The 19976-nt window shown below is 48.0% G+C and carries 14 protein-coding genes; 7 read left to right on the top strand and 7 right to left on the bottom strand.

Annotation, left to right across the window (positions count from 1 at the left end):
• Positions 1-66: 66 nt before the first annotated feature.
• On the bottom strand, positions 67-1095 hold the full coding sequence (locus tag MHH93_RS23690) for an iron-hydroxamate ABC transporter substrate-binding protein (protein WP_500056021.1): 1029 nt from the start codon (positions 1093-1095) through the stop codon (positions 67-69).
• Positions 1096-1205: 110 nt separating this feature from the next.
• Positions 1206-2852, bottom strand: coding sequence for an ABC transporter substrate-binding protein (locus MHH93_RS23685; RefSeq protein ID WP_500056020.1), 1647 nt, complete (start codon positions 2850-2852; stop codon positions 1206-1208).
• Between the two features lie 529 nt (positions 2853-3381).
• On the opposite strand from MHH93_RS23685, the gene MHH93_RS23680 reads away from it, so the two are divergent.
• Together MHH93_RS23680 and MHH93_RS23675 are read left to right on the top strand one after the other, a co-directional pair.
• Positions 3382-4371: a LacI family DNA-binding transcriptional regulator gene (locus tag MHH93_RS23680; RefSeq protein WP_500056019.1), complete on the top strand. Its 990-nt coding sequence runs from the start codon at positions 3382-3384 to the stop codon at positions 4369-4371.
• A 162-nt stretch (positions 4372-4533) separates the two neighbouring features.
• Entirely contained in the window at positions 4534-7926 is a 3393-nt protein-coding gene (locus MHH93_RS23675; RefSeq protein ID WP_500056018.1) for a GH36-type glycosyl hydrolase domain-containing protein, read from the top strand.
• Between the two features lie 83 nt (positions 7927-8009).
• Here MHH93_RS23675 and MHH93_RS23670 read toward each other — a convergent pair whose 3' ends face one another.
• On the bottom strand, positions 8010-9215 hold the full coding sequence (locus MHH93_RS23670) for a MerR family transcriptional regulator (protein ID WP_500056017.1): 1206 nt from the start codon (positions 9213-9215) through the stop codon (positions 8010-8012).
• A 260-nt stretch (positions 9216-9475) separates the two neighbouring features.
• Here MHH93_RS23670 and MHH93_RS23665 point away from each other — a divergent pair, with 260 nt between their 5' ends.
• Together MHH93_RS23665 and MHH93_RS23660 are read left to right on the top strand one after the other, a co-directional pair.
• A complete protein-coding gene (locus tag MHH93_RS23665; RefSeq protein ID WP_315937515.1) occupies positions 9476-9976 on the top strand; it encodes a GNAT family N-acetyltransferase in 501 nt (166 codons plus the stop codon).
• A 25-nt stretch (positions 9977-10001) separates the two neighbouring features.
• Positions 10002-10790: an SDR family oxidoreductase gene (locus MHH93_RS23660; RefSeq protein ID WP_500056016.1), complete on the top strand. Its 789-nt coding sequence runs from the start codon at positions 10002-10004 to the stop codon at positions 10788-10790.
• 133 nt (positions 10791-10923) lie between these two features.
• Here MHH93_RS23660 and MHH93_RS23655 read toward each other — a convergent pair whose 3' ends face one another.
• A complete protein-coding gene (locus tag MHH93_RS23655; RefSeq protein WP_036612698.1) occupies positions 10924-11472 on the bottom strand; it encodes a GNAT family N-acetyltransferase in 549 nt (182 codons plus the stop codon).
• A 48-nt stretch (positions 11473-11520) separates the two neighbouring features.
• Positions 11521-11763: a DUF2164 domain-containing protein gene (locus MHH93_RS23650; RefSeq protein WP_244988428.1), complete on the bottom strand. Its 243-nt coding sequence runs from the start codon at positions 11761-11763 to the stop codon at positions 11521-11523.
• Between the two features lie 281 nt (positions 11764-12044).
• On the opposite strand from MHH93_RS23650, the gene MHH93_RS23645 reads away from it, so the two are divergent.
• A complete protein-coding gene (locus tag MHH93_RS23645) occupies positions 12045-13778 on the top strand; it encodes a glutamine--tRNA ligase/YqeY domain fusion protein (protein WP_500056015.1) in 1734 nt (577 codons plus the stop codon).
• A 700-nt stretch (positions 13779-14478) separates the two neighbouring features.
• Here the strand turns inward: MHH93_RS23645 and MHH93_RS23640 are convergent.
• On the bottom strand, positions 14479-15708 hold the full coding sequence (locus tag MHH93_RS23640; RefSeq protein WP_500056014.1) for an MFS transporter: 1230 nt from the start codon (positions 15706-15708) through the stop codon (positions 14479-14481).
• A gap of 126 nt (positions 15709-15834) precedes the next feature.
• On the opposite strand from MHH93_RS23640, the gene mobA reads away from it, so the two are divergent.
• Positions 15835-16464, top strand: coding sequence for a molybdenum cofactor guanylyltransferase (mobA, locus tag MHH93_RS23635; protein ID WP_500056013.1), 630 nt, complete (start codon positions 15835-15837; stop codon positions 16462-16464).
• Here the strand turns inward: mobA and MHH93_RS23630 are convergent.
• Positions 16434-17405 (bottom strand): helix-turn-helix domain-containing protein, encoded by a 972-nt coding sequence (locus MHH93_RS23630; protein WP_500056012.1) that lies wholly within the window; start codon positions 17403-17405, stop codon positions 16434-16436. The two genes, mobA and MHH93_RS23630, sit on opposite strands and share 31 nt — an antisense overlap.
• Positions 17406-17652: 247 nt before the next feature.
• Between MHH93_RS23630 and MHH93_RS23625 the strand changes: the two genes are divergently transcribed.
• The gene (locus MHH93_RS23625; protein ID WP_500056011.1) at positions 17653-19656 is read left to right on the top strand and encodes a beta-galactosidase; all 2004 of its coding nucleotides are present in this window, start codon (positions 17653-17655) and stop codon (positions 19654-19656) included.
• Positions 19657-19976 lie beyond the last annotated feature (320 nt).

Genomic DNA, 19976 nt, shown 5'->3' with positions numbered 1-19976 from the left:
TCAATATGACATAAATGCCCGAGCAGGCTAAATCAACCTGTCCGGACACCTGTATTCATGCTTATGTTATTTGCGGTTTTGCTCGGCACGTTCTACGATCATATCGGCGAATTCTTCAGCCTGACCTTGAATTGCAATCGGGTCGAAGTACCAGTAACGGTCTTCCAGCAATTCGTACACCTGATTGTTTTTCACAGCCGGCAGGGATTGCCAGATGGAGTCGCCTTGGTAATTCTTATTGTTCTCTCCAACGGTCAAGAAGATATGATCCCCTGCATAATCACCAACAACTTCACGAGAGATCTCTTTCCATTGGGTATCACCCATCAGTTCTTTTTTGGTGATCTCGAGTGGGGCAAGTTGCAAAGCGCGGTATACTGCTTGTCCCCCTCGACCAAAATTGTCTCCATATCCATAATAACTCTTGTCGGATACTTCAAGGATGGAGAAGGTTTCCTCCGGTTTAATGACGGTTTTCACCTTAGCGCGAGCGGCTTCAATCCGTTCATCGTACGTTTTCAGCCAAGCTTCGGCCTCTTCGGATTTATTCATCAGCTCTCCAAACCCCCGGATTTCTTCGTGTACATTGGTGAAGGTACCATAAGGGATAACTACGGTAGGTGCGATTTTTTGATAACTCTCAATTTCGCTGGCCTGGTCAGAGTATGTAATGATCAGATCCGGGTTCAAGGCAATGACTTTCTCCATGGATACCGCTGCCCGATCACCGATACTCTCTATGCCCGCCACCTGATCCGCATAGAACGGGTTTTCCAAATAATATTGAACAGCACCAACGGGCTTCACACCCAGTGCTAGCAGATCACTTACGTACATATCGGTAACGATTCGTTTCGGTTCAGCCGGAATTTCAACATCCCCGCTTAATGACTTGTAGATTCGTGTAGCATCTGAATTATCTGCACCGGACGACGTTTCTGTGTTCGTCTCGGAAGAGGCGGTTGCCGTTTCGGTTCCCGCTGCCGATGTCTGTTCAGTGGCAGTCGAGCCTGTTCCGCTGCTACAAGCAGCCAGAATCATAATGATGGCGAGCATAAGCATCAAGCCGGAAAAGCGTTTTTTTGCAGCAAACATATTCTTGTTCCCCCTATGTATAATCAATAATGATTATTATTCTCATTAATAACATAGAGGAAGATGTTAGTTTTGTACATGGACAACTATGATCACTATCGCATGGACAATTATGATGTCAGGTGATGCATGATATGCTGCAATTGCTTCGTAACGGACAAAGGATCAAATCCGTAGAACGTGTCGGCATCGATCTCGTATACACGTCCTTCCCGAACGGCGGGTAGGGTGCCCCAGGATTCCTGATTCAGTAGATTATCCAGACTTTCTCGCTCGGAGGGTTCCTCAGGGAAGGCGACAAACATGTGATCTGCTGCATATAAGTGAATCTCGGACAACGGAACATGAATGTACCCCGTGAGTAATTGTCCGTCCTGCTCCATTCGTGACGGTGGAGTGAAGCCCAGCGATTGATACAGCACATGAGAAGCTCTGCCCCAGCCATGACCATAGATATAAGCGCCGTCCTCTCCAATCATAAACATGCAAACGGCGGACCCGCGTGTCCCTTCCATCCATTGATTCAACGTATGATTGGCTTCCTGCTCAAGTTGATGATAACGATCTAATAACGTCTGTGCATTGGACTCAAGCCCGGTAATTCGTCCCAGATGAAGAAGCTGCTCCTGCCAATCGAGTTCCTCAAATGGCATCAGAATGGTCGGTGCAATCAGACGTAGTTCTTCAGAAGCGGGATGTGGTGCATACCCGAGAATGATATCAGGCTGAGCATTCGCAATCAGCTCCGGATATTTAATCAGCTCATATTCGGAATGTTGCTCAAATTGTTGATGACCATCATGACCATGTTCACCACGTTTTTCTTCCATCCAACTGGCTACGGCACCCATGTGGGGAGTATGGCCCAGTGCCAGAAGTGAGGCTGTATAGTTGTAAGTCAACGATACGATCTTCTTCGGCATTTTCCGGTAATGAGTCGGTGCCGAGCCAACCATCTGTTTGAATTTGCGGCTCAGATAGAAAGTGTCCCTGTAGCCTGTCAACTGTGCAATTTCCTGTAGCGTAGGGTTGGAGAACAGCAGATGTTCCTGAGCCATCCTGATTCTGAGACGAGTCACGTATTCAACAAACGTAAGGCCTGTATGCTTCTTGAATTCCCGTGAGAAATGCTCGGGACTCACATTCGCCTCGCGTGCCAATTGTTCGCGGGTCAGCGGTTGTGTATACATCTGATGGATATGTCTAAGCACGCTCTCAAGCCAGGAGTGATCTTCATGAGCAGAATGAGCTACATGATCTTGCAACATATCCAATATTTCATAGAAAAGCATATGTGGCCTGAAAGGACTGGAATCCTGTCCTTTCGAACAGGCTTGAACCAGTTCAACGGCCTTGTCAGTGAGATTGCGGCTCACTATGGGTGCTGGTAATTCAAAAGGCCAGAACCGCTGTTCATTTTCAGTGAAATCAAAAGCAATAGCAATGCCCTGTACTGGCGACAGGGAGCCGCGCTTGTTCTCGTGCTGAAGCAGGCTTCCAGCTTGTCGAACGACTGCAGAGCCTGCATTTAATGTCAGTTTACCCTCAGCACTGATCAGCCTGGCTTGGCCAGCAGTAATGACGTATAGCACATGAAGCGTGCTCCACATCTCATCTATGCGGGAGAATGCCTCGCGGTCGTGAAGCTGCACCAGATGGCACAGCTTGAAGATGGCAACAGGTACGGACTGAATCTTCTGCAAGGAAATGGGACGGGACAGCGATTTTTTATGGTAAATGGGTTTGGAAATATTCATTAGATAACTGTCTCCTTACATAATTCAGCAGGGGCATTATTCGCCTCATGCCCTCTGTATACTGGCGTAATTCTCGGATCTCGACTATTATGCAGTATATACTATAAACGGAGTGACGTGGATGGACAGATTGGACAATTCAACTTTTTCTGTGAAAAATAGATAAAGTGGTTGAAATCGCTATCAACACCGACTATAATGAAAATGTCGAAACGTTTCAATCTGGCGTTTACTGCCAGTTTCATTGTGTTAGGCACAAACGGTTCGTAGCGCGTCAGATTGAAAGACGTGTCGTGACCATCACTAGTGGCAAGGACTGGAACGTTACACATTCAACCATGGTGCTATAAGGATGGAGACAAGGATTTTTTTTGAGAACACCTCGAAACGTTTCGATTGATATCCATAGCTATGATATGTACAATATCAATAAACCATAATACAGGATTTAGTGGTTGTTCTAACCATGTATCGTATAAAATGTAGATAACCTTAGAATTTGTTCTAGTTTAGAAGGAGCGAACGTGGAATGGCAACGATCAAGGATGTGGCAAAGCTGGCAGGTGTAGCACTCTCGACGGCTTCCTATGCACTGAGCGGGGATAGCAAGGTTAGTGCCAAGACCAAGGCTAAAGTGCTTGAGGCAGCACGAGAACTGAATTACCGCAAGAACGGCTTTGCCATGGACCTGAAGCGGAGCCGGACGAACACGATCGCTCTGATCCTGACCGATCTGTCGGGCCCGTATTACTCGGAGTTGATCCGTAGCGTACAGGATGTAGCCCTCGCGAACGGGTATGACCTGATTGCGTGCAGCTCCATGGGTGGACGGGATTCAACGGCAGTGAGATTTTTGCGTGAAAAAAGAGTAGACGGAGCCATCATCCTGGCGCATAACATCCATGATGATATTCTGGTGGAATCTGCCGGACAGCGCTTTCCGATCATTGTGATGGATCGTCAACTGTCGAGTGACCATCTGGTCAACGTGCTGGTGGATGGAGAGCAGGGCGGTTATCTTGCTACGCACCATCTGATCCAGGCTGGACATCAGAAGATTGCTTATATCAGTGGCCCATCCAACTCGTATGACAACGCGCTCCGTTACCAAGGGTATCTGCGAGCAATGCGGGAGGCGGGACTTGAAGAAAAGTCCAAATGGCGTCTGAACGGCAACTTTGTGCGTGAGGGTGGATACAGTGCAACCAAAATGATGATGATGCAGGGTGATCTTCCCTCAGCGGTATTTTATGGTAACGATGAAATGGCCATTGGCGGCCTGAAAGCACTGGAAGAGCGTGGTATATCGGTACCGGATGATATTTCCGTAATTGGTTTTGACGATATTCAGTTGTCCGAATATGTGCATCCACCGCTGACAACGATACGCCAGCCGAAGCATGAAGCCGGGTCGCTCGCCGGACATCTGTTATTCCAGATGCTCAATGGCGAAGCGGTTGACCCTTCATATACGTTAACGATTAATATGATCGAGCGTAGCTCTGTACGTTCGGTTTAGGCCGAGTCTGACAACCAAGGAAATGCCAGCATGCTGAAGTGAAAGTTCAATGATGGGGTTATCGTCCGGACGGGCTGTAAAAGGCCGGTTTGAAGAGGCCCCTATTCTTTTTCAGATTTATCGAAACGTTTCGATTTTATACTAATTCAAGGAGTGAACCTTATGACAACGATGATTAATGAACCGATCCGGTTGAATGCCGGGGAGTTATCCTTTACCTTTTTGAACAGTGGCGACCTATACCAGGCTACATCCGGTACAACAATGTTGAACCAGTTGCTCAGCAACCAGATTGATGGATCTCTGAATAACCTGTACTTGCGTGTACACGACGGAGAGAAGATCAGCTCATTCCCGTTGCTCGGTGTACGTTCGAACAGCAAGGTGATTACAAGCAAGGCACAGTCCAGCAACCAGTTGATCTGGGAGGGCACAGTCCAGCCGGAAGGCAATGAACAGGGCATCGGCTATCAGGTCGTATTTACGGCTACACCACAAGGTGTCTGGTTCTGGGATGTAAAGCTCACAGGACAACAACAGAACGTAGACGTGGTATATGGACAGGATGTAGGTCTTGCTGATCCAGGTGCAGTACGCAGCAATGAAGCTTATCTGTCACAATACATTGACCATACGGTGTTCCAAGATGAAGCAAAAGGCTATGTGGTGTGTTCCCGTCAAAACCAGCCTCAGGGCGGTGCATTTCCTTATATGCAACAAGGTTCCCTGACGAAAGCAATTGGTTACTCCACAGATGGATTCCAATTTTTCGGTCTGTCATACAAGGAAACGAATCAACCAGAGAGCTTGAATCGCCCAACGCTGGCGAATGAGACATATCAGTATGAATTTGCCTATACCGCATTGCAATCGGAACTAATGAATCTGAACGGTGAGGCTCAGGTGGTCTTCTATGGACTGGCGAAGCCTAATCATGCCGAAGGAATCTCTGCACTGGAATTCGGAGATGAAGTAACAGCAGCGTGGAATGAAGTACAGGCTCTGACTGTGGAAAATGGCGACACGTTGGAACAGGTGAAACTGTCCTCCTTCCTGGGTGAACCTCTGGTTACACTTGATCTGACGAAAGATGAGATTCATGATCTGTTCCCTGATCGTCATCAGGAAGAGCACAGCGGTGAGGAACTGTTATCCTTCTTCACAGGCAGCTATGAACATATCGTCCTGAAAGCAAAAGAATTGCTTGTAGAGCGTCCGCACGGTCACATTCTGATGAGTGGTGGCAATGTGCAACTTGGGGCACAGGTTATTACAACGACATCGTATATGTACGGTATTTTCAACTCACAGCTTGTAATTGGGAACACCAATTTTAATAAAATGATCAGTAATGCCCGCAATGCCTTGAACGTGCCGAAGACGGCAGGACAACGCATCTATGTGGAAATGGACGGACAATATCGTCTGCTGACAATGCCATCCCTGTTCGAGATTGGCTTCAACTATGCACGCTGGATCTACAAAACGGAATCCGATACGATCATCGTGACCAATTACACAGGGGCACATACGACAGAAGTAAGCATGAACGTACGCTCCACAAGTGGCACGGCTTACCGTTACCTGGTAACGAACCAGATTACGATGAATGTGAATGAATACGAGTATCCGCTGCATATGACGCAAGATGGCGATACTTTGATCTTCAAAGCGGACCCACAAGCAATTAGCGCAGGAACGTATCCGGATCTTCAATACCGCATGTCGGTAGACGGCGCAGCTGTAAATGTAGGGGACGAAACGCTGTTGGCAAGTGGTATCCGCAGTGGTTCCGCATCGCTGGTTACACTTAGTCTGGAAGCGAGTACTGAATGGACGCTGAAGGTACAAGGGGTATTGGAAGGCCAAGCGGATAGCGGCGCGGCAGCAGGTTCAAGTCTGACGTTTGAAGAGGAAGTGCAGGCATATCGCGAGTTCTTCGCAGGTGTGATGAACGGGTTCCGTTTGTCCCGTGGAGAAGGTCAGAGTGCAGAGGATCTGTTCAAAGTAAATGCGCTGGCTTGGTGGTACACCCACAACATGCTGGTTCACTACTCCGTGCCTCACGGTTTGGAGCAGTATGGCGGCGCGGCTTGGGGTACACGGGATGTGTGCCAAGGTCCGGTAGAATACTTTATGGCAACGCAAAAATATGAGCAAGTTCGCGATATCATCAAAATGGTCTATACTCACCAATACGAAGATGATGGCAACTGGCCGCAATGGTTCATGTTTGATAAATACTTTGCGATTCAACAGGAAGAAAGTCATGGCGACATTATTGTATGGCCGTTGAAAGTATTGGCGGACTACCTGACAGCAACTCGCGATTATGCGATTCTGGATGAGAAAGTACCTTATACCGTCAAGCATAGCTTCGGGTTCACGGAAGAAACGGCAACGGTACTGGATCACGCGAAAAAAGAGATCGAATATATCCGTTCGCACTTCCTGCACGATACATTCCTGTCTTCCTACGGAGATGGCGACTGGGATGATACGCTCCAACCAGCCAATGCACAGCTGAAGCAATACATGGTGAGCAGTTGGACGGTGGCATTGACGTATCAGTCCGTGAATGTGCTCTCGCAAGCGCTGAAATTCAAGGATGCAGACTTTGCACAGGAGCTTGACGTGCTGGCTCAAGGCATTCGTGAGGACTTTAACCGTTACATGCTGGGCACAGATGTGATTCCAGGCTTTGTGTACATGGAAGAAGCCGACCAAGCGAAGCTGATGCTTCATCCAACGGACACAGAGACAGGCATTCAATATCGCCTGTTGCCAATGACGCGCAGCATGATCGGTGAATTGCTGAATGCGGAGCAAGCAGAATCACATTACGCATTGATCCGTGAACAGTTCCTGTGCCCGGATGGCGTGCGTCTGATGAATCGTCCGGCTCAATATGCTGGCGGTGTAAGCACACACTTCAAACGTGCAGAGCAAGCATCCAACTTCGGACGTGAGATTGGTTTGCAATATGTACACGCTCATATCCGTTACGTGGAAGCGATGGCGAAGCTCGGCAAGACAGATCAGGTGTGGAATGGTCTTGCGATGATCAACCCGGTTGGTATTGGCGAGGTTGTGCCTAACGCGGAGATCCGTCAGGCGAACTCATACTTCAGTAGTTCGGACGGCAAGTTTAATACGCGTTACGAGGCGCAGGAACATTTTGACCAGCTTCGTAAAGGGACTGTACAAGTGAAAGGCGGATGGAGAATCTACTCCAGCGGCCCTGGAATCTACATGAACCAGCTGATCTCCAATGCGCTTGGCATTCGTCAAGAGGGCGGCGATCTGGTCATTGACCCGGTATTGCCGGCTGAGCTGAGCGGCATGCAATTCGAATTCGAGTATGCAGGTGAGCCAGTGACGTTCATCTATCACTTGAACGAAGGTGCTGTGAGCCGTGTAGCGGTGAATGGTAAGGATATTCGCACCGAGCGTACAGCGAACCGTTACCGTCAGGGCGGGGTCTGCATCTCGCTTGATGAGTTCAGACAGGCACGCAGTGCGACTGAGCGCACAATTGTTGATATTTATATGTAATTTCGTAGCATAATGTACACCAAGGTTATCCTCCTTTCTTAAAGGCGGGATGGCCTTTTTGGCATATGTTCATGATGGAGCGGTCACCGCAGCGGAACCGCCAGCAACGTGTGCAACAGCTCATTATGCCGCACATGCTTTGTGACGTAGCCTTGTTGTTCCAGCCAGCCGCATAGCTCACCCAGCAGAGGGAAGTGACGGTCGCGCAAGGCGCGTAGCTGTTCTTCGTGTCCGGATAACTCAGCTTCACGGACATACGCCTCGCGGTGAGCTACATCAACAAACATCAGATCGGTTAGACCGATACGTCCGCGCGAGGTTAGAACTCGCTGCATCTCCTGTAATGCGAGTAGTTGCTGATCTGGACTCAGATGATGGAAGGCGAAGCTGGACACAACAAAGTCAAAGGATTGATCCGCAAAAGGCAAGGCTAGAAAATTACCAAGCTTCACATGCATCTCGGGATATTTGGTGCGACATCTGCGCAGCATCTCCCGGGACTGGTCGATTGCAGTCATGTCTGCGCCGTGTTGTAGCAGTCTCCCAGCCAGGTTACCCGTGCCTGTACCAATATCAAGTCCCTTCTCGCCTGGGGCGGGCGAGATCCATTGCGTTGTTTGTTCCAGCCCCTCATCATAGTTGTGATACAGATAAAAGGAAGACTGCACCGTATCATTGCAATCACTCGACGTGTGCTGATCTTCACTATGATATGGATGTGATACTTCACTCTTACCGTTTATGAGCGAGACGTCGTCCAAACGATGTCTGTCCTCTGGGTTGGTTTGCTCTTGTCCAGTATTGACTTTGCTTTCTACCTGCACTCGCTGGTCATGGATGGCTGCCTGGGTGTCATAATTCCACCGATCATGCCAGTTCTGGCGTGCTTCACGCAGACGACGGGCACTGTCCGCTAGGTCGTGAAGATGGCTAACATCCAGCGGTCCGTCCTGGCGATTCAGGTCAATCATGCGCTGGGTTGTGTCCATCATACGTTTCAGTTCAATCCATTGGGCATACATGACGGCCTGTTGCAACTCCAGATATTCTTCCAACCGCTGTTGGTTTCCCTGATCAATCTCTCCGAGCGCATGTGTAATATCTTGCAGGGACATGCCAATCTCACGCAGCGCAGCAATAGTCTGAAGCCGCCAGATATCATTTTCAGTGTATGTACGATACCCGTTACCAGACTGTTTGGCGGGTAGAATTAATCCTTTTTCCTCATAAAAACGAATAGCTCTCGCCGATATACCGAGCCTGCCTGCTGCCTCTTTGATGTTCATCATGCATCCCTCCTTATTAAACCAGTATAAACTATGACGTTACGGCAAGGTTAAGTGTATATTTCATTTCATTTTGCGAAAAGGTTCAAACCCGGGTGGAATTTTAGTCAACGTTGAGGCTATGCTACAATATATAGAACAAAGTAATTTAAACACTGAAACGAACGATATAATCTAAGTTTCTTAACATTCTTAATCTTCTAAACTTCCCAGACGTTGTAACGTACAGCGTTGTCGACTATAGCACGAAAGGTTGAATCATTATGCTTACCAGCCATACATTTACGATTCGTCCATCCGAGATTAAAGATGCAGCACAGCTCATGGAGTTGGACACCTTGGTATGGGACAAATACACCTCTCCTGCACCGATGCAATGGCGCTCCAGACAGCAATACCTGCAGCATTGCCCGCCAGGCAGCCAATTGATTGCGGTGCAGGGAGAGCGGGTATGTGGTTATGTGGGCTTTCAGCCAGCCACAGGTATGCCCGTCAACCGTCACGTCTACGAGATTCATATTGCAGTTCATCCCCATGATCGGCGTTGTGGCATTGCTACAGCTTTGATGGATGCCATCAAGCAGCATGCGGCCCAACAAGGCGTTCGCAAGCTCAGGCTGCGCGTACTCTCCAGCAATCCGGGAGCGATTACGTTTTATACCCAGTGTGGATTTGTGACAGAAGGCAGGTTGGTGTCCGAGTTTTATATCGGGGGCAAGTATGTGGATGATATTCTTATGGGTTATTTTATCCAGACCAAATAGAAAACGTAACTGAGGAGGAACAACGATGGATATGGGACTTCAAGGTAAAAAAGCACTGGTGCTGGCTTCCAGCCGTGGGCTGGGCAAAGCGGTAGCCGCTCAATTGGCGGCAGAAGGTGCTGACGTCATGCTTGCCAGCCGGAGCGAAGAAAAGCTCGCAGCAGTGAAGCAGGAGCTTCTGGCGCTTGGTGGAGGCGGACGTGTGGAATATTGTGCAACCGATGTGACACGTAAGGAAGATATTGAGGCCCTGATTCAGAAGACAGCAGAGCTGTTCGGGCAGATTGATATTCTGGTGAACAATTCGGGTGGTCCGCCATCGGGGTCATTCGAGTCACTGACCGATGAGGATTGGGAACGAGCATTTGAATTAAATGTACTCAGTTATGTAAGACTGATTCGTGGTGCACTTCCTTATATGAAAGAACACGGAGGACACATTGTGAATATCGCTTCAACTTCAGTGAAGCAACCCATCCCGGGTCTGGTTCTGTCCAACACGTTCCGAACCGGCGTTTTCGGATTGGCGAAGACCTTGTCTCAGGAACTGGCTCCATACGGTATTTTGATCAACACGGTGGCACCAGGACGCATTGCAACAGATCGTATTCGTGAACTGGATGCAGCACGGGCTGAGCAGAACGGAATCAGTGAGGACGAGGTCTCTGAACAGTTCCACAAGGAAATTCCACTCGGCCGTTATGGTCAGCCGGAGGAATTCTCCAAAGCGGTGGTATTCCTGTTATCCGGGGCCAATACGTACATTACAGGCACTTCATTGATCGTGGATGGTGGTATGGTACGAGCCCTCTAGAATTTTTAAAAAAATAGCCGAATAAAATAAATACCCCCTGTAACCACATTTCGTGGGTATAGAGGGTATTTCATGTTGATCCAAGTTGCCAATATGTAGGGAGAGATCACTCCCGAATTATTATGTAGGCGAATTAACGCAAAAGTTCCCATTCATGCTGAAGCATGCCGTATACGGCATGGTTCACGTAACCTTTAGGCAGCTTCTCTGCCTGACGAATGACACCTTCCAGAACGAATCCGAGTCTTTCAGGGATGGCGCGACTACGTTTGTTATTCGTTGCGGAGCGAATCTCGACGCGATTCAAATCCAGGGTCACCAGTGCATAATCGACCAGAACGCGACAAGCGCTTGTCATCAAGCCCTGACCCTCAAAACCTTTTCCAAGCCAGTATCCGATGCTCACCGAGCGGTTGGTCCAGTTAATCTCGTGGAATCCGATCACCCCGGCTAGATCCCCTTTTGACCATACTCCGGCGGTGAATCCACCATTTTCGGCACCTTGTTTTAATGCGTTAGTAATGAAATTCGAGGTATGTTCCACTTCTGTCACATGATCCACCCACGGCAACCAATGTCTCAGTTGATCCCGCGAACGATCCGTCAATTCGAACAGCGGTTTGGTATGTTCCATGGCCAGCGGCCGGAGTTCGGTATATTCATCCAATGAATAGGTAAACATGAATGCAACCTTCTTTCTTTATATAGTATGGGTTTATTTTGTAGTAGATTAACGGGAAGTCTTGGGCAACTTTTGCTCCAGTGCAAACAGGTCTTCTTCCATCGAGGCCATGCGTTGATTAACCGTTGTGCGTGCGTCACGGAGTGCCTGATTATATATGTAGGGAGCAAGCTGTGTCATGAACAGGTCGAGTACACCCCAAGCGGCCAGATCACCCAGTTCTTCGCCACGTTCCTCTTCGAAATACGACTGGATGGTACGAATGGCTTCATCCTGCTGTTCTTTGGTCAGTTTAAGCGAATTTGATGTGATGGGAAACCCTCCCTTTAATTTTGTTTTACTATCATGCTACATGATTCGAGCGAACCCGTCAAAATGGTTTTGGGCCTATTTATGCACAGCTGTACCTGACTTTGGTGCCGTTCTTTATTGAACTCCTCCCCCGTTAAAGGTATATTTAAATGAAACGCGTACGAAACTTTCCAAGGAAAATAGATTTTTTCAGGAAATGACTTCGTTAACAAGGAATTATAGCCGGAATTGCTGCAATTCCCGAAAGCACCAATCCATTCATGAAAGGTTTGATACCTGTGGACAATCGTACAACCCCACCTAACTTTATCAAAAATATTATTACCGAAGATCTCCGGTCTGGGAAAGTCCAGGAAGTTATTACCCGTTTTCCTCCGGAACCGAACGGTTATCTGCATATTGGTCATGCCAAGGCGATCTGGATTAACTTTACGCTGGGCGGCGAATTTGGCGGCAAAACGAATCTGCGCTTTGATGACACGAACCCGGTCAAGGAAGATGTGGAGTACGTTCAATCGATTCAGGAAGATGTGAAATGGCTCGGATACGAGTGGAACGAGAAACGTTTTGCCTCGGATTATTTTGATGAGATGTACAACCGTGCTGTCTTGTTGATTAAAAAAGGAAAAGCCTACATCGACGACCAAAGCGCCGACGAAATTCGTGCAATGCGTGGAACGCTGACGGAGCCGGGCAAGAACAGTCCGTACCGTGATCGTTCCGTGGAAGAGAATCTCGACCTGTTCACACGTATGCGTGCAGGCGAATTCCAGAATGGGGAGAAAGTGCTGCGTGCCAAGATCGATATGTCTGCACCGAATATCAATCTGCGCGATCCGGTGATATACCGGATTTCACATGCACACCATCATAATACGGGCGACAAATGGTGTATCTATCCGATGTACGCCTTCGCTCACCCGCTCGAAGATGCGATTGAAGGTGTAACACACTCCCTCTGTTCCCTGGAGTTCGAGGATCAACGCCCATTCTACGATTGGGTTATTGCGGAATGTGAAATGGAGAGCACGCCGCGTCAATACGAATTTGGCCGCCTGAACCTGTCCCAGATGGTGACAAGCAAGCGGAAGTTGAAACTGTTAGTGGACGAAGGCCATGTGGATGGTTGGGATGATCCGCGTATGCCGACAATTTCGGGTCTGCGCCGCCGGGGATATACACCGGAAGCCATTCGTGATTTTGTATTTGAGACAGGCATTTCGAAGAGCCAAGGGGTTATCGATCTGCAAACGCTGGAGCACTTTGTACGTGAGGACTTGAAACTGAAAGCTCCGCGCACGATGGCTGTCCTGCATCCGCTCAAAGTAGTAATTACCAACTACCCGGAAGGGCAAGTGGAATGGCTTGAAGCAGAGAACAATGTGGAGAACCCGGAGATGGGTAATCGCCAAATTCCGTTCTCTCGTGAGATTTATATTGAACAAGACGATTTCATGGAAAATCCACCGAACAAATACTTCCGTTTGTTTCCTGGCAACGAAGTTCGTCTGAAACATGCGTACTTCATCAAATGTAACGATGTGATCAAGGATGCAGAAGGTAATGTGACTGAGATTCATTGTACCTATGATGTAGAAACGAAAAGTGGCAGTGGCTTCACAGGCCGTAAAGTTAAAGGAACGATCCACTGGGTAGAAGCGACTCAAGCGGTACCTGCTGAATTCCGTTTGTATGAGCCATTGATTCTGGATGAAGCACCCGAAGCAGAGGTGGAAGTAGCTGTGGCTGGTGCTGAAACCGAGGTTGTGGAAGAGCAACCGGAGAAAACGTTCCTGGATCAATTGAACCCGAACTCCCTTGAGATTGTTCACGGGTATGTGGAACAAGAGATGAAAGAAGCGAACGCTCAGGATAAATTCCAATTCTTCCGTCACGGTTACTTCAGTGTAGATCCGAAACATTCCGAGCCAGGTCGTCCGGTATTTAACCGGGTTGTATCTCTGAAAAGCTCGTTCCAACTGCCGAAGGCATAAGGTGGTTGGATGAAATTTATGGCCTGTTCATCAGAGTGCTGGTAAGCAGCCGAGTTATAAGTTAAAGGGAGGGCATCCTTCGTCATGATCATGGCGAAGGATGCCCTTTGTTTTTCTGGATTTAGCCAGGTCCAGTTTTAGACGTAGTAATACAATTTTCGCATGAATATGAACATGAACATGAGCGGAGGCCTTAGATGTGCGTATGAGGCAAAAATCTAACGAACCGAGGACACGCTATATAAGTGTATTTCGGCATTCCAGCAACGTAACGAATCGTAGACACCTTATTTCCTCGCTTGGCCTGTCTTTTTGGGGTTTTTAACTTCTTTTATGCAAAATAAGGTGGCTGAGATTCCTTAGCTTTAGCATATCGTGAAATTGCTGCAAATAAGGCGTCTAAGGTTCGTTAGGAGCAACAAACCTTAGACGCCTTCTCTTTACTGCACCTATCCGTAATCTTTTGTTTGAATGTTTGAACGTTAATTTACACGATAACGGAGAGGACAGAAGAAAGCTGGAGAAGCGGAGCGTTCGCCTAAAAGCTTTCTGAAAGAAAGCTACATCGGAAGCATACGCTTATCCCTGGATTTTACCCTTTGAAAAGGGAATCAAAAAATCCAGGGATAACAGCGATCGAAAGATTCTTTTGTCATCGTAGTGCTTAAGTGGGAATCTTTCAATTCTTTCTAACAAAAGATTATCTGTCCTCATCCATATTACCCATCTCCGTCAACACAACCGGCTGATAGCCGTTACGGCGGTTCGACAACCACATGATGCTGAACCCAACAGCACCGATGAGCGAGAAGAATACGCCGATACTATACATGACTTCCGCACCGAAGCTCTGGAACAACCAGCCGCCGAACAGACCAGCAATCACGCCGGAGAGACCGCCCCAAGCCATCGTGTAGACCGCTTGACCGGAGGAACGATAGGGTCTTGGGATGAACAGCATGGTCAGCTGTGTGCCTACATAGAAGTACCCACCGAACGTAATGGAGTGCATCAACTGAATGAATACAATCTCCAGCGGATTGTTAGCCAGTGCCATGAGCTGCCAGCGAAGTGCAAACAGCACACTAATCAGGATAAGAGATGCCAGGAGTAGGCTCATTTTGCGTTTGAGCAAGCGGTCGAGCAGCAGGAATACACCGACTTCGAGAATGGATGAGGTGAAGATGGCCCAGCCGACCATTTGTTTGTCGCCACCCATTTCTACGATATATAGTGACATAAATGTACTGTTCATTGCATTAGGCACCGATACGAGTACACCCAGACCGATAAATGCCATGAAATACGGATTGAACATGACTTTACCAAACCGCCGAAAAGTAACCACGGGTGTGTCCGAAGCAATAGGCTGTCTGGGAAGAAATACGGATAATACAAAGGCCGTGGCAATCATGCACGCAAATATAATGGATACACTGCCGATGCCAAAACGGTCGATAACCGGTCCGGCCGCGACGGCAGTCAGTGCCCAGCCGAGCGAACCCCAGAGCCGGAATGATCCAAACTTCTGGGTTGTGCCATCGATATATCCGAGAATCAGGCTATTGGTTTGAGCAAATAATGGACTTTGGAAAAAATAAAAGAAAATCATGGCTACATAGATCCACGTATAACTGGGCGCATAGAACACACCCTGGGCGAGCACAAATGTACCTCCCATCATAATCATCAGAATGATACGAATATTGCGGGATTTATCGCTCCAGAAGCCCCAGAACGGGTTGGCGAACAAGGATACAAAGGGTCCTATCGCCATCAGACTGCCAATCTCCAATTTGGTCATGCCAATCTCTTGCAGATAGAGCTGCAGGAATCCGGCAAAGATCGAGATGGCTCCATATATGAAAAAGTTATATAGTTTCAGAGATCCCAATGAGGGATTACCTTTTGAAGGTACAGGTCTGTCCAATTAAGCCATTCCTTTCAAATGCATATTGTTCAATGTATCATTTGTTGAAAGGGGATTCAATGCATAGCGAACGTTTTGAAATGGATGCAACCAAACACACATCGTGATCTGAGGGAGGATAACAACATGAACACGAGGGAATGGACAGGCATTATACTGGCAGGGGGATTATCCAGCCGCATGGGGACCAACAAGGCCATGCTGGAACTGAATGGTTCCGTCGTACTGCAACATATCACAGAAGCCATGAGACCCACAGTATCCCGTATCATCGTGGCTGGTGGAGCCAACGTGACAACTTACGGCGAAATGGGCTACGACTGCGTCCAGGATCACTATCCTGGGAAGGGGCCACTCGCGGGCCTTCACGCGGCACTGGTAGCTTCGGATACAGACTGGAATCTAGTCTGCGCCTGCGATATGCCGCTCCTGCAAACGTCCTTTTTAGATGGCATAAAAAAATTGACTGAGTCGAATGACTCTTATTCTGCTATCGTGCCGTGCGTGGATGGACATGTCCACCCTCTTGCAGGGGCTTATCACAAACGAGTGCTCCCTGATCTGGAGCAGCGTCTGAACCAGGATTATCTTCGAGTCCTGCGATGGCTTGAAGAGATCGGTTGCCGCTATGTCGAAGTAGAAGAGCTTGAGAGAGTGGGCGTTCATCAAGTAGCAAGGCAAATGAATAATATGAACACGCCGGAAGAGTATGAGCGTATACGCAATCAAGCTTCGGGGCTCGATTCCGATCTGTAGGATACAGGATCGCCAGATGCATCGGCATGATGATTGCGGTATTGAAGCGGGCTTTGGCCTGTCCAACGTTTGAATTGTCTGCTGAAATGAGACAGGTGGGTATAGCCGAGCTTCCATGCAATTTCACCGAGCGACAGCTCTGGCTGCTCGATCAGTACCTTGGCCTCCTGCAACTTCAAGCTGGACAGGTAAGCCCTGGGTGATCGGCCATACACCTTGCGGAAGACCTGTAGACCATATCCCGGACTGATACCAAACGAAGATATAATCTGCTCTACTTTGACCGTGGATACACTACTTTCTTTGGTTCGAAGCTGGGCATGGAAGGCCTGCTTGATTGCCTCCGCTATAGCTCCCGCATAATGCATGGCTGTTGGAGCTGGTGCATGTGAAGCAGCAACGGAAGTGGAGGACTCCGGTTCATGGTCAGCAGCCTGGGACAACAGGGCGAACAGTTCAAACATGCGGGCCTGCATGATCATTTTGTCCGTGGACGTGTAGGCCTCGGATACGTTAATCATGCCCATCCAGCTCTCCAGCACAACGCGCATCTTCCGATTAACTGCTGTACCTGCTGCGTAGATTTGGCTATGCTGTGACATCAGTTTCAGGGTGAAGACCGGATCATCCACATTAAAGTGAGCGCTAAAATAAGTCATGCCTTCCGTGGATACACATTGATTCGTATGTTTGAACCCGGGAGGAATGAGAAGAATGGAACCTTCCTCCACGGTATAGGTATAACCATGAATCACACTTTCTTGCGTACCTTCAATGATCAGCATAATCTCAAAGCCCGGATGTGATTCCTCCGGCATCGCCCACCCATATGGAACTTGTTGGCTGTGCGCGCCATAGAATTTGATGTTACAGTCGATAATAGGTAGCCAGTGGGCCAGCGTATGGTGAGGCATTTCTCGGAGCTGTGATCGGATATCCATAACATTCACCTCGGAAAAGGGTAAAAACAACTCGCCTTATACAATCGGCACCCTTAGTATACTTCATTATAATCAGTTTAACGCGAGCATGGATAATCCATGGATCATATCAGCGTTTGAAGAGGTTACTGAACAATCCAAGTTCTTCAACCGATAATAATGTAAACGCTACCATTGCGGCTTGGAATATGTCAACTCTTGCACACGTCAGATCATTATATTTTCCACTTAAAAAGGAGATTAAATCATGGACAAATTATTATATGGTGTAGCCTACTATGATGAGTATATGCCTTACGAAAGATTGGACAAGGACATTCAGATGATGAAGGATGCCGGGATCAACGTGGTCCGCATTGCAGAATCAACCTGGAGCACCCATGAACCGCAGAATGGCCTATTTGACTTCTCTTCCGTAGACCGTGTGCTGGATGCCATGCATGAAGCGGGGATGAAGGTCATCGTGGGCACACCTACGTATGCTGTTCCAACGTGGATGGTCAAGGAACATCCGGACGTGCTGGCTACCACCTCACAGGGACCTGGCAAATATGGTGCAAGACAGATCATGGATATTACACATCCAACCTATCTATTTTATGCCGAGCGAATCATCCGCAAGCTGATCTCTCGGGTAAGCACACATCCAGCAGTCATCGGTTATCAGACGGATAACGAGACGAAGCACTACAATACGGCCGGAGATAATGTACAACTGCAATTCGTCAAATACATGCGTAACAAGTTCAGCTCCCTGGACGAGTTGAACAAGGAATTTGGTCTCGACTATTGGAGTAATCGGATCAATAGCTGGGAGGACTTCCCGTCCGTGGTAGGAACGATTAATGGCAGTCTGGGCGCTGAATTTGCCAAATTCCAACGACAGCTGGTAACCAACTTTTTGGCTTGGCAAGTGGGGATCGTGAATGAATACAAACAGGAAGGACAGTTTGTTACCCAGAACTTTGACTTCGATTGGCGTGGATATTCCTACGGCATTCAAGGGGATGTGGATCATTTTGCCGCATCGAAACCTTTTGACATCACCAGTGTGGACATCTATCACCCTTCCCAGGATGATCTGACAGGTATTGAGATTTCATTCGGCGGGGATGTGGCGCGTTCGACCAAACAATCGAATTATCTGGTGCTGGAGACCGAAGCGCAGGCATTCTGGCATTGGGTTCCCTATCCCGGCCAACTGCGGTTGCAGGCATTCAGTCATCTGGCATCCGGAGCGAACATGGTCGCCTACTGGCACTGGCATTCGTTGCATAATTCGTTCGAGACGTATTGGAAGGGATTGCTCAGTCATGACTTTGAACCGAATCCGGTGTACAACGAAGCGAAGACCATTGGCAGGGATTTTGCCCGTCTTAGTCCAAAGCTCGTGAATTTGAAGAAAAAGAATCGGGTGGCTGTGCTGTTCAGCAATGAGGCGCTGACATCGATCAAGTGGTTTGGTTTTAACTTCACCAGTGACAAGAATTACAATGACGTAGTGCGCTGGATGTACGATGAATTATATAAAATGAATATTGGCTGTGACCTCATCGACCCGTCTGTTGAGAATTATGCGGAGTATGATGTGCTCGTTGTCCCTGCTCTGTATGCTGCTTCAGATGCGTTGCTGGAAAAATTAAATCAATTCGTAGAGGATGGCGGACATATCGTCTACTCGTTCAAAAGCGGCTTTGCAAATGAACATATCAAGGTACGCTCTACTCGCCAGCCCGGCCTGATCAGTGAGGCATGCGGAATCAGCTATAACCTTTTTGTAGAGCCAAAACATGTTTCGCTGCGGGATGATCCATTTGGGGTTGGTGAAGAGCAGAATCAGATCCACACCTGGATGGAATTAATTACACCGACAACAGCTGAAGTACTCGCTTGGTATGATCATCCACATTGGGGTGAATATGCGGCAATTACCCAGAATGCCTATGGAAAAGGCAAAGCAACCTATGTCGGATGTTATACCAGTTCTGCGGTGATCCTTAAGGTGTTGGAGCGTGTTATGAAAGAAGCAGGAGTTTGGGGAGCGGATCAGGAACTGGCTTTTCCTATCATTGTGAAGACAGGTGTGAACGATCAGGGGAACACGATTCGCTACTATTTCAATTATGCGGATGAGACAACATCCTTCGTGAATGCCTATGGGGAAGGGACTGAACTTCTGGCAGGAATTCCGATTGCTGCGGGAGAGAAAATCGAACTGGAACCATGGGGCATACGGATTATCGAACAATAATAGGAAATAATAAATATAGGTATATAAGTTGAATTTAACATGTACACGTTAACGGAGAGGGCAGAAATAACCTGAGGAAGCGGAGCTAAAAGCTTTCTGAAAGAAAGCTGCATTGGAAGCATACACCCCGCCTTTATCACCGGATTTTCCCCTTAGATAAGGGAATCAAAAAAATCCGGTGATAACAGCGATCAGAGGGTTGTTCTGACCACGTAGTGATCTCGTGTAACCATTCATTCTAGTGTATAACGTGATATTTTAACATATCCAAACGAATATCAAGACCAAAGCGCCCTCGGCTTCCACGCTGGGGCGTTTGT

The sequence above is a fragment of the Priestia sp. FSL H7-0729 genome (assembly GCF_038005685.1).
In the GTDB taxonomy this organism is placed as follows: domain Bacteria; phylum Bacillota; class Bacilli; order Paenibacillales; family Paenibacillaceae; genus Paenibacillus.
This window is presented reverse-complemented; position numbering and strand designations above follow the sequence as displayed.

Excerpts from the sequence above, each read along its gene's own strand:
- MHH93_RS23690 (WP_500056021.1), bottom strand. The coding sequence starts at position 1,095 with ATGTTTGCTGCAAAAAAACGCTTTTCCGGCTTGATGCTTATGCTCGCC.
- MHH93_RS23685 (WP_500056020.1), bottom strand. The coding sequence starts at position 2,852 with ATGAATATTTCCAAACCCATTTACCATAAAAAATCGCTGTCCCGTCCC.
- MHH93_RS23680 (WP_500056019.1), top strand. The coding sequence starts at position 3,382 with ATGGCAACGATCAAGGATGTGGCAAAGCTGGCAGGTGTAGCACTCTCG.
- MHH93_RS23675 (WP_500056018.1), top strand. The coding sequence starts at position 4,534 with ATGACAACGATGATTAATGAACCGATCCGGTTGAATGCCGGGGAGTTA.
- MHH93_RS23670 (WP_500056017.1), bottom strand. The coding sequence starts at position 9,215 with ATGATGAACATCAAAGAGGCAGCAGGCAGGCTCGGTATATCGGCGAGA.
- MHH93_RS23665 (WP_315937515.1), top strand. The coding sequence starts at position 9,476 with ATGCTTACCAGCCATACATTTACGATTCGTCCATCCGAGATTAAAGAT.
- MHH93_RS23660 (WP_500056016.1), top strand. The coding sequence starts at position 10,002 with ATGGATATGGGACTTCAAGGTAAAAAAGCACTGGTGCTGGCTTCCAGC.
- MHH93_RS23655 (WP_036612698.1), bottom strand. The coding sequence starts at position 11,472 with ATGTTTACCTATTCATTGGATGAATATACCGAACTCCGGCCGCTGGCC.
- MHH93_RS23645 (WP_500056015.1), top strand. The coding sequence starts at position 12,045 with ATGAAAGGTTTGATACCTGTGGACAATCGTACAACCCCACCTAACTTT.
- mobA (WP_500056013.1), top strand. The coding sequence starts at position 15,835 with ATGAACACGAGGGAATGGACAGGCATTATACTGGCAGGGGGATTATCC.
- MHH93_RS23630 (WP_500056012.1), bottom strand. The coding sequence starts at position 17,405 with ATGGATATCCGATCACAGCTCCGAGAAATGCCTCACCATACGCTGGCC.
- MHH93_RS23625 (WP_500056011.1), top strand. The coding sequence starts at position 17,653 with ATGGACAAATTATTATATGGTGTAGCCTACTATGATGAGTATATGCCT.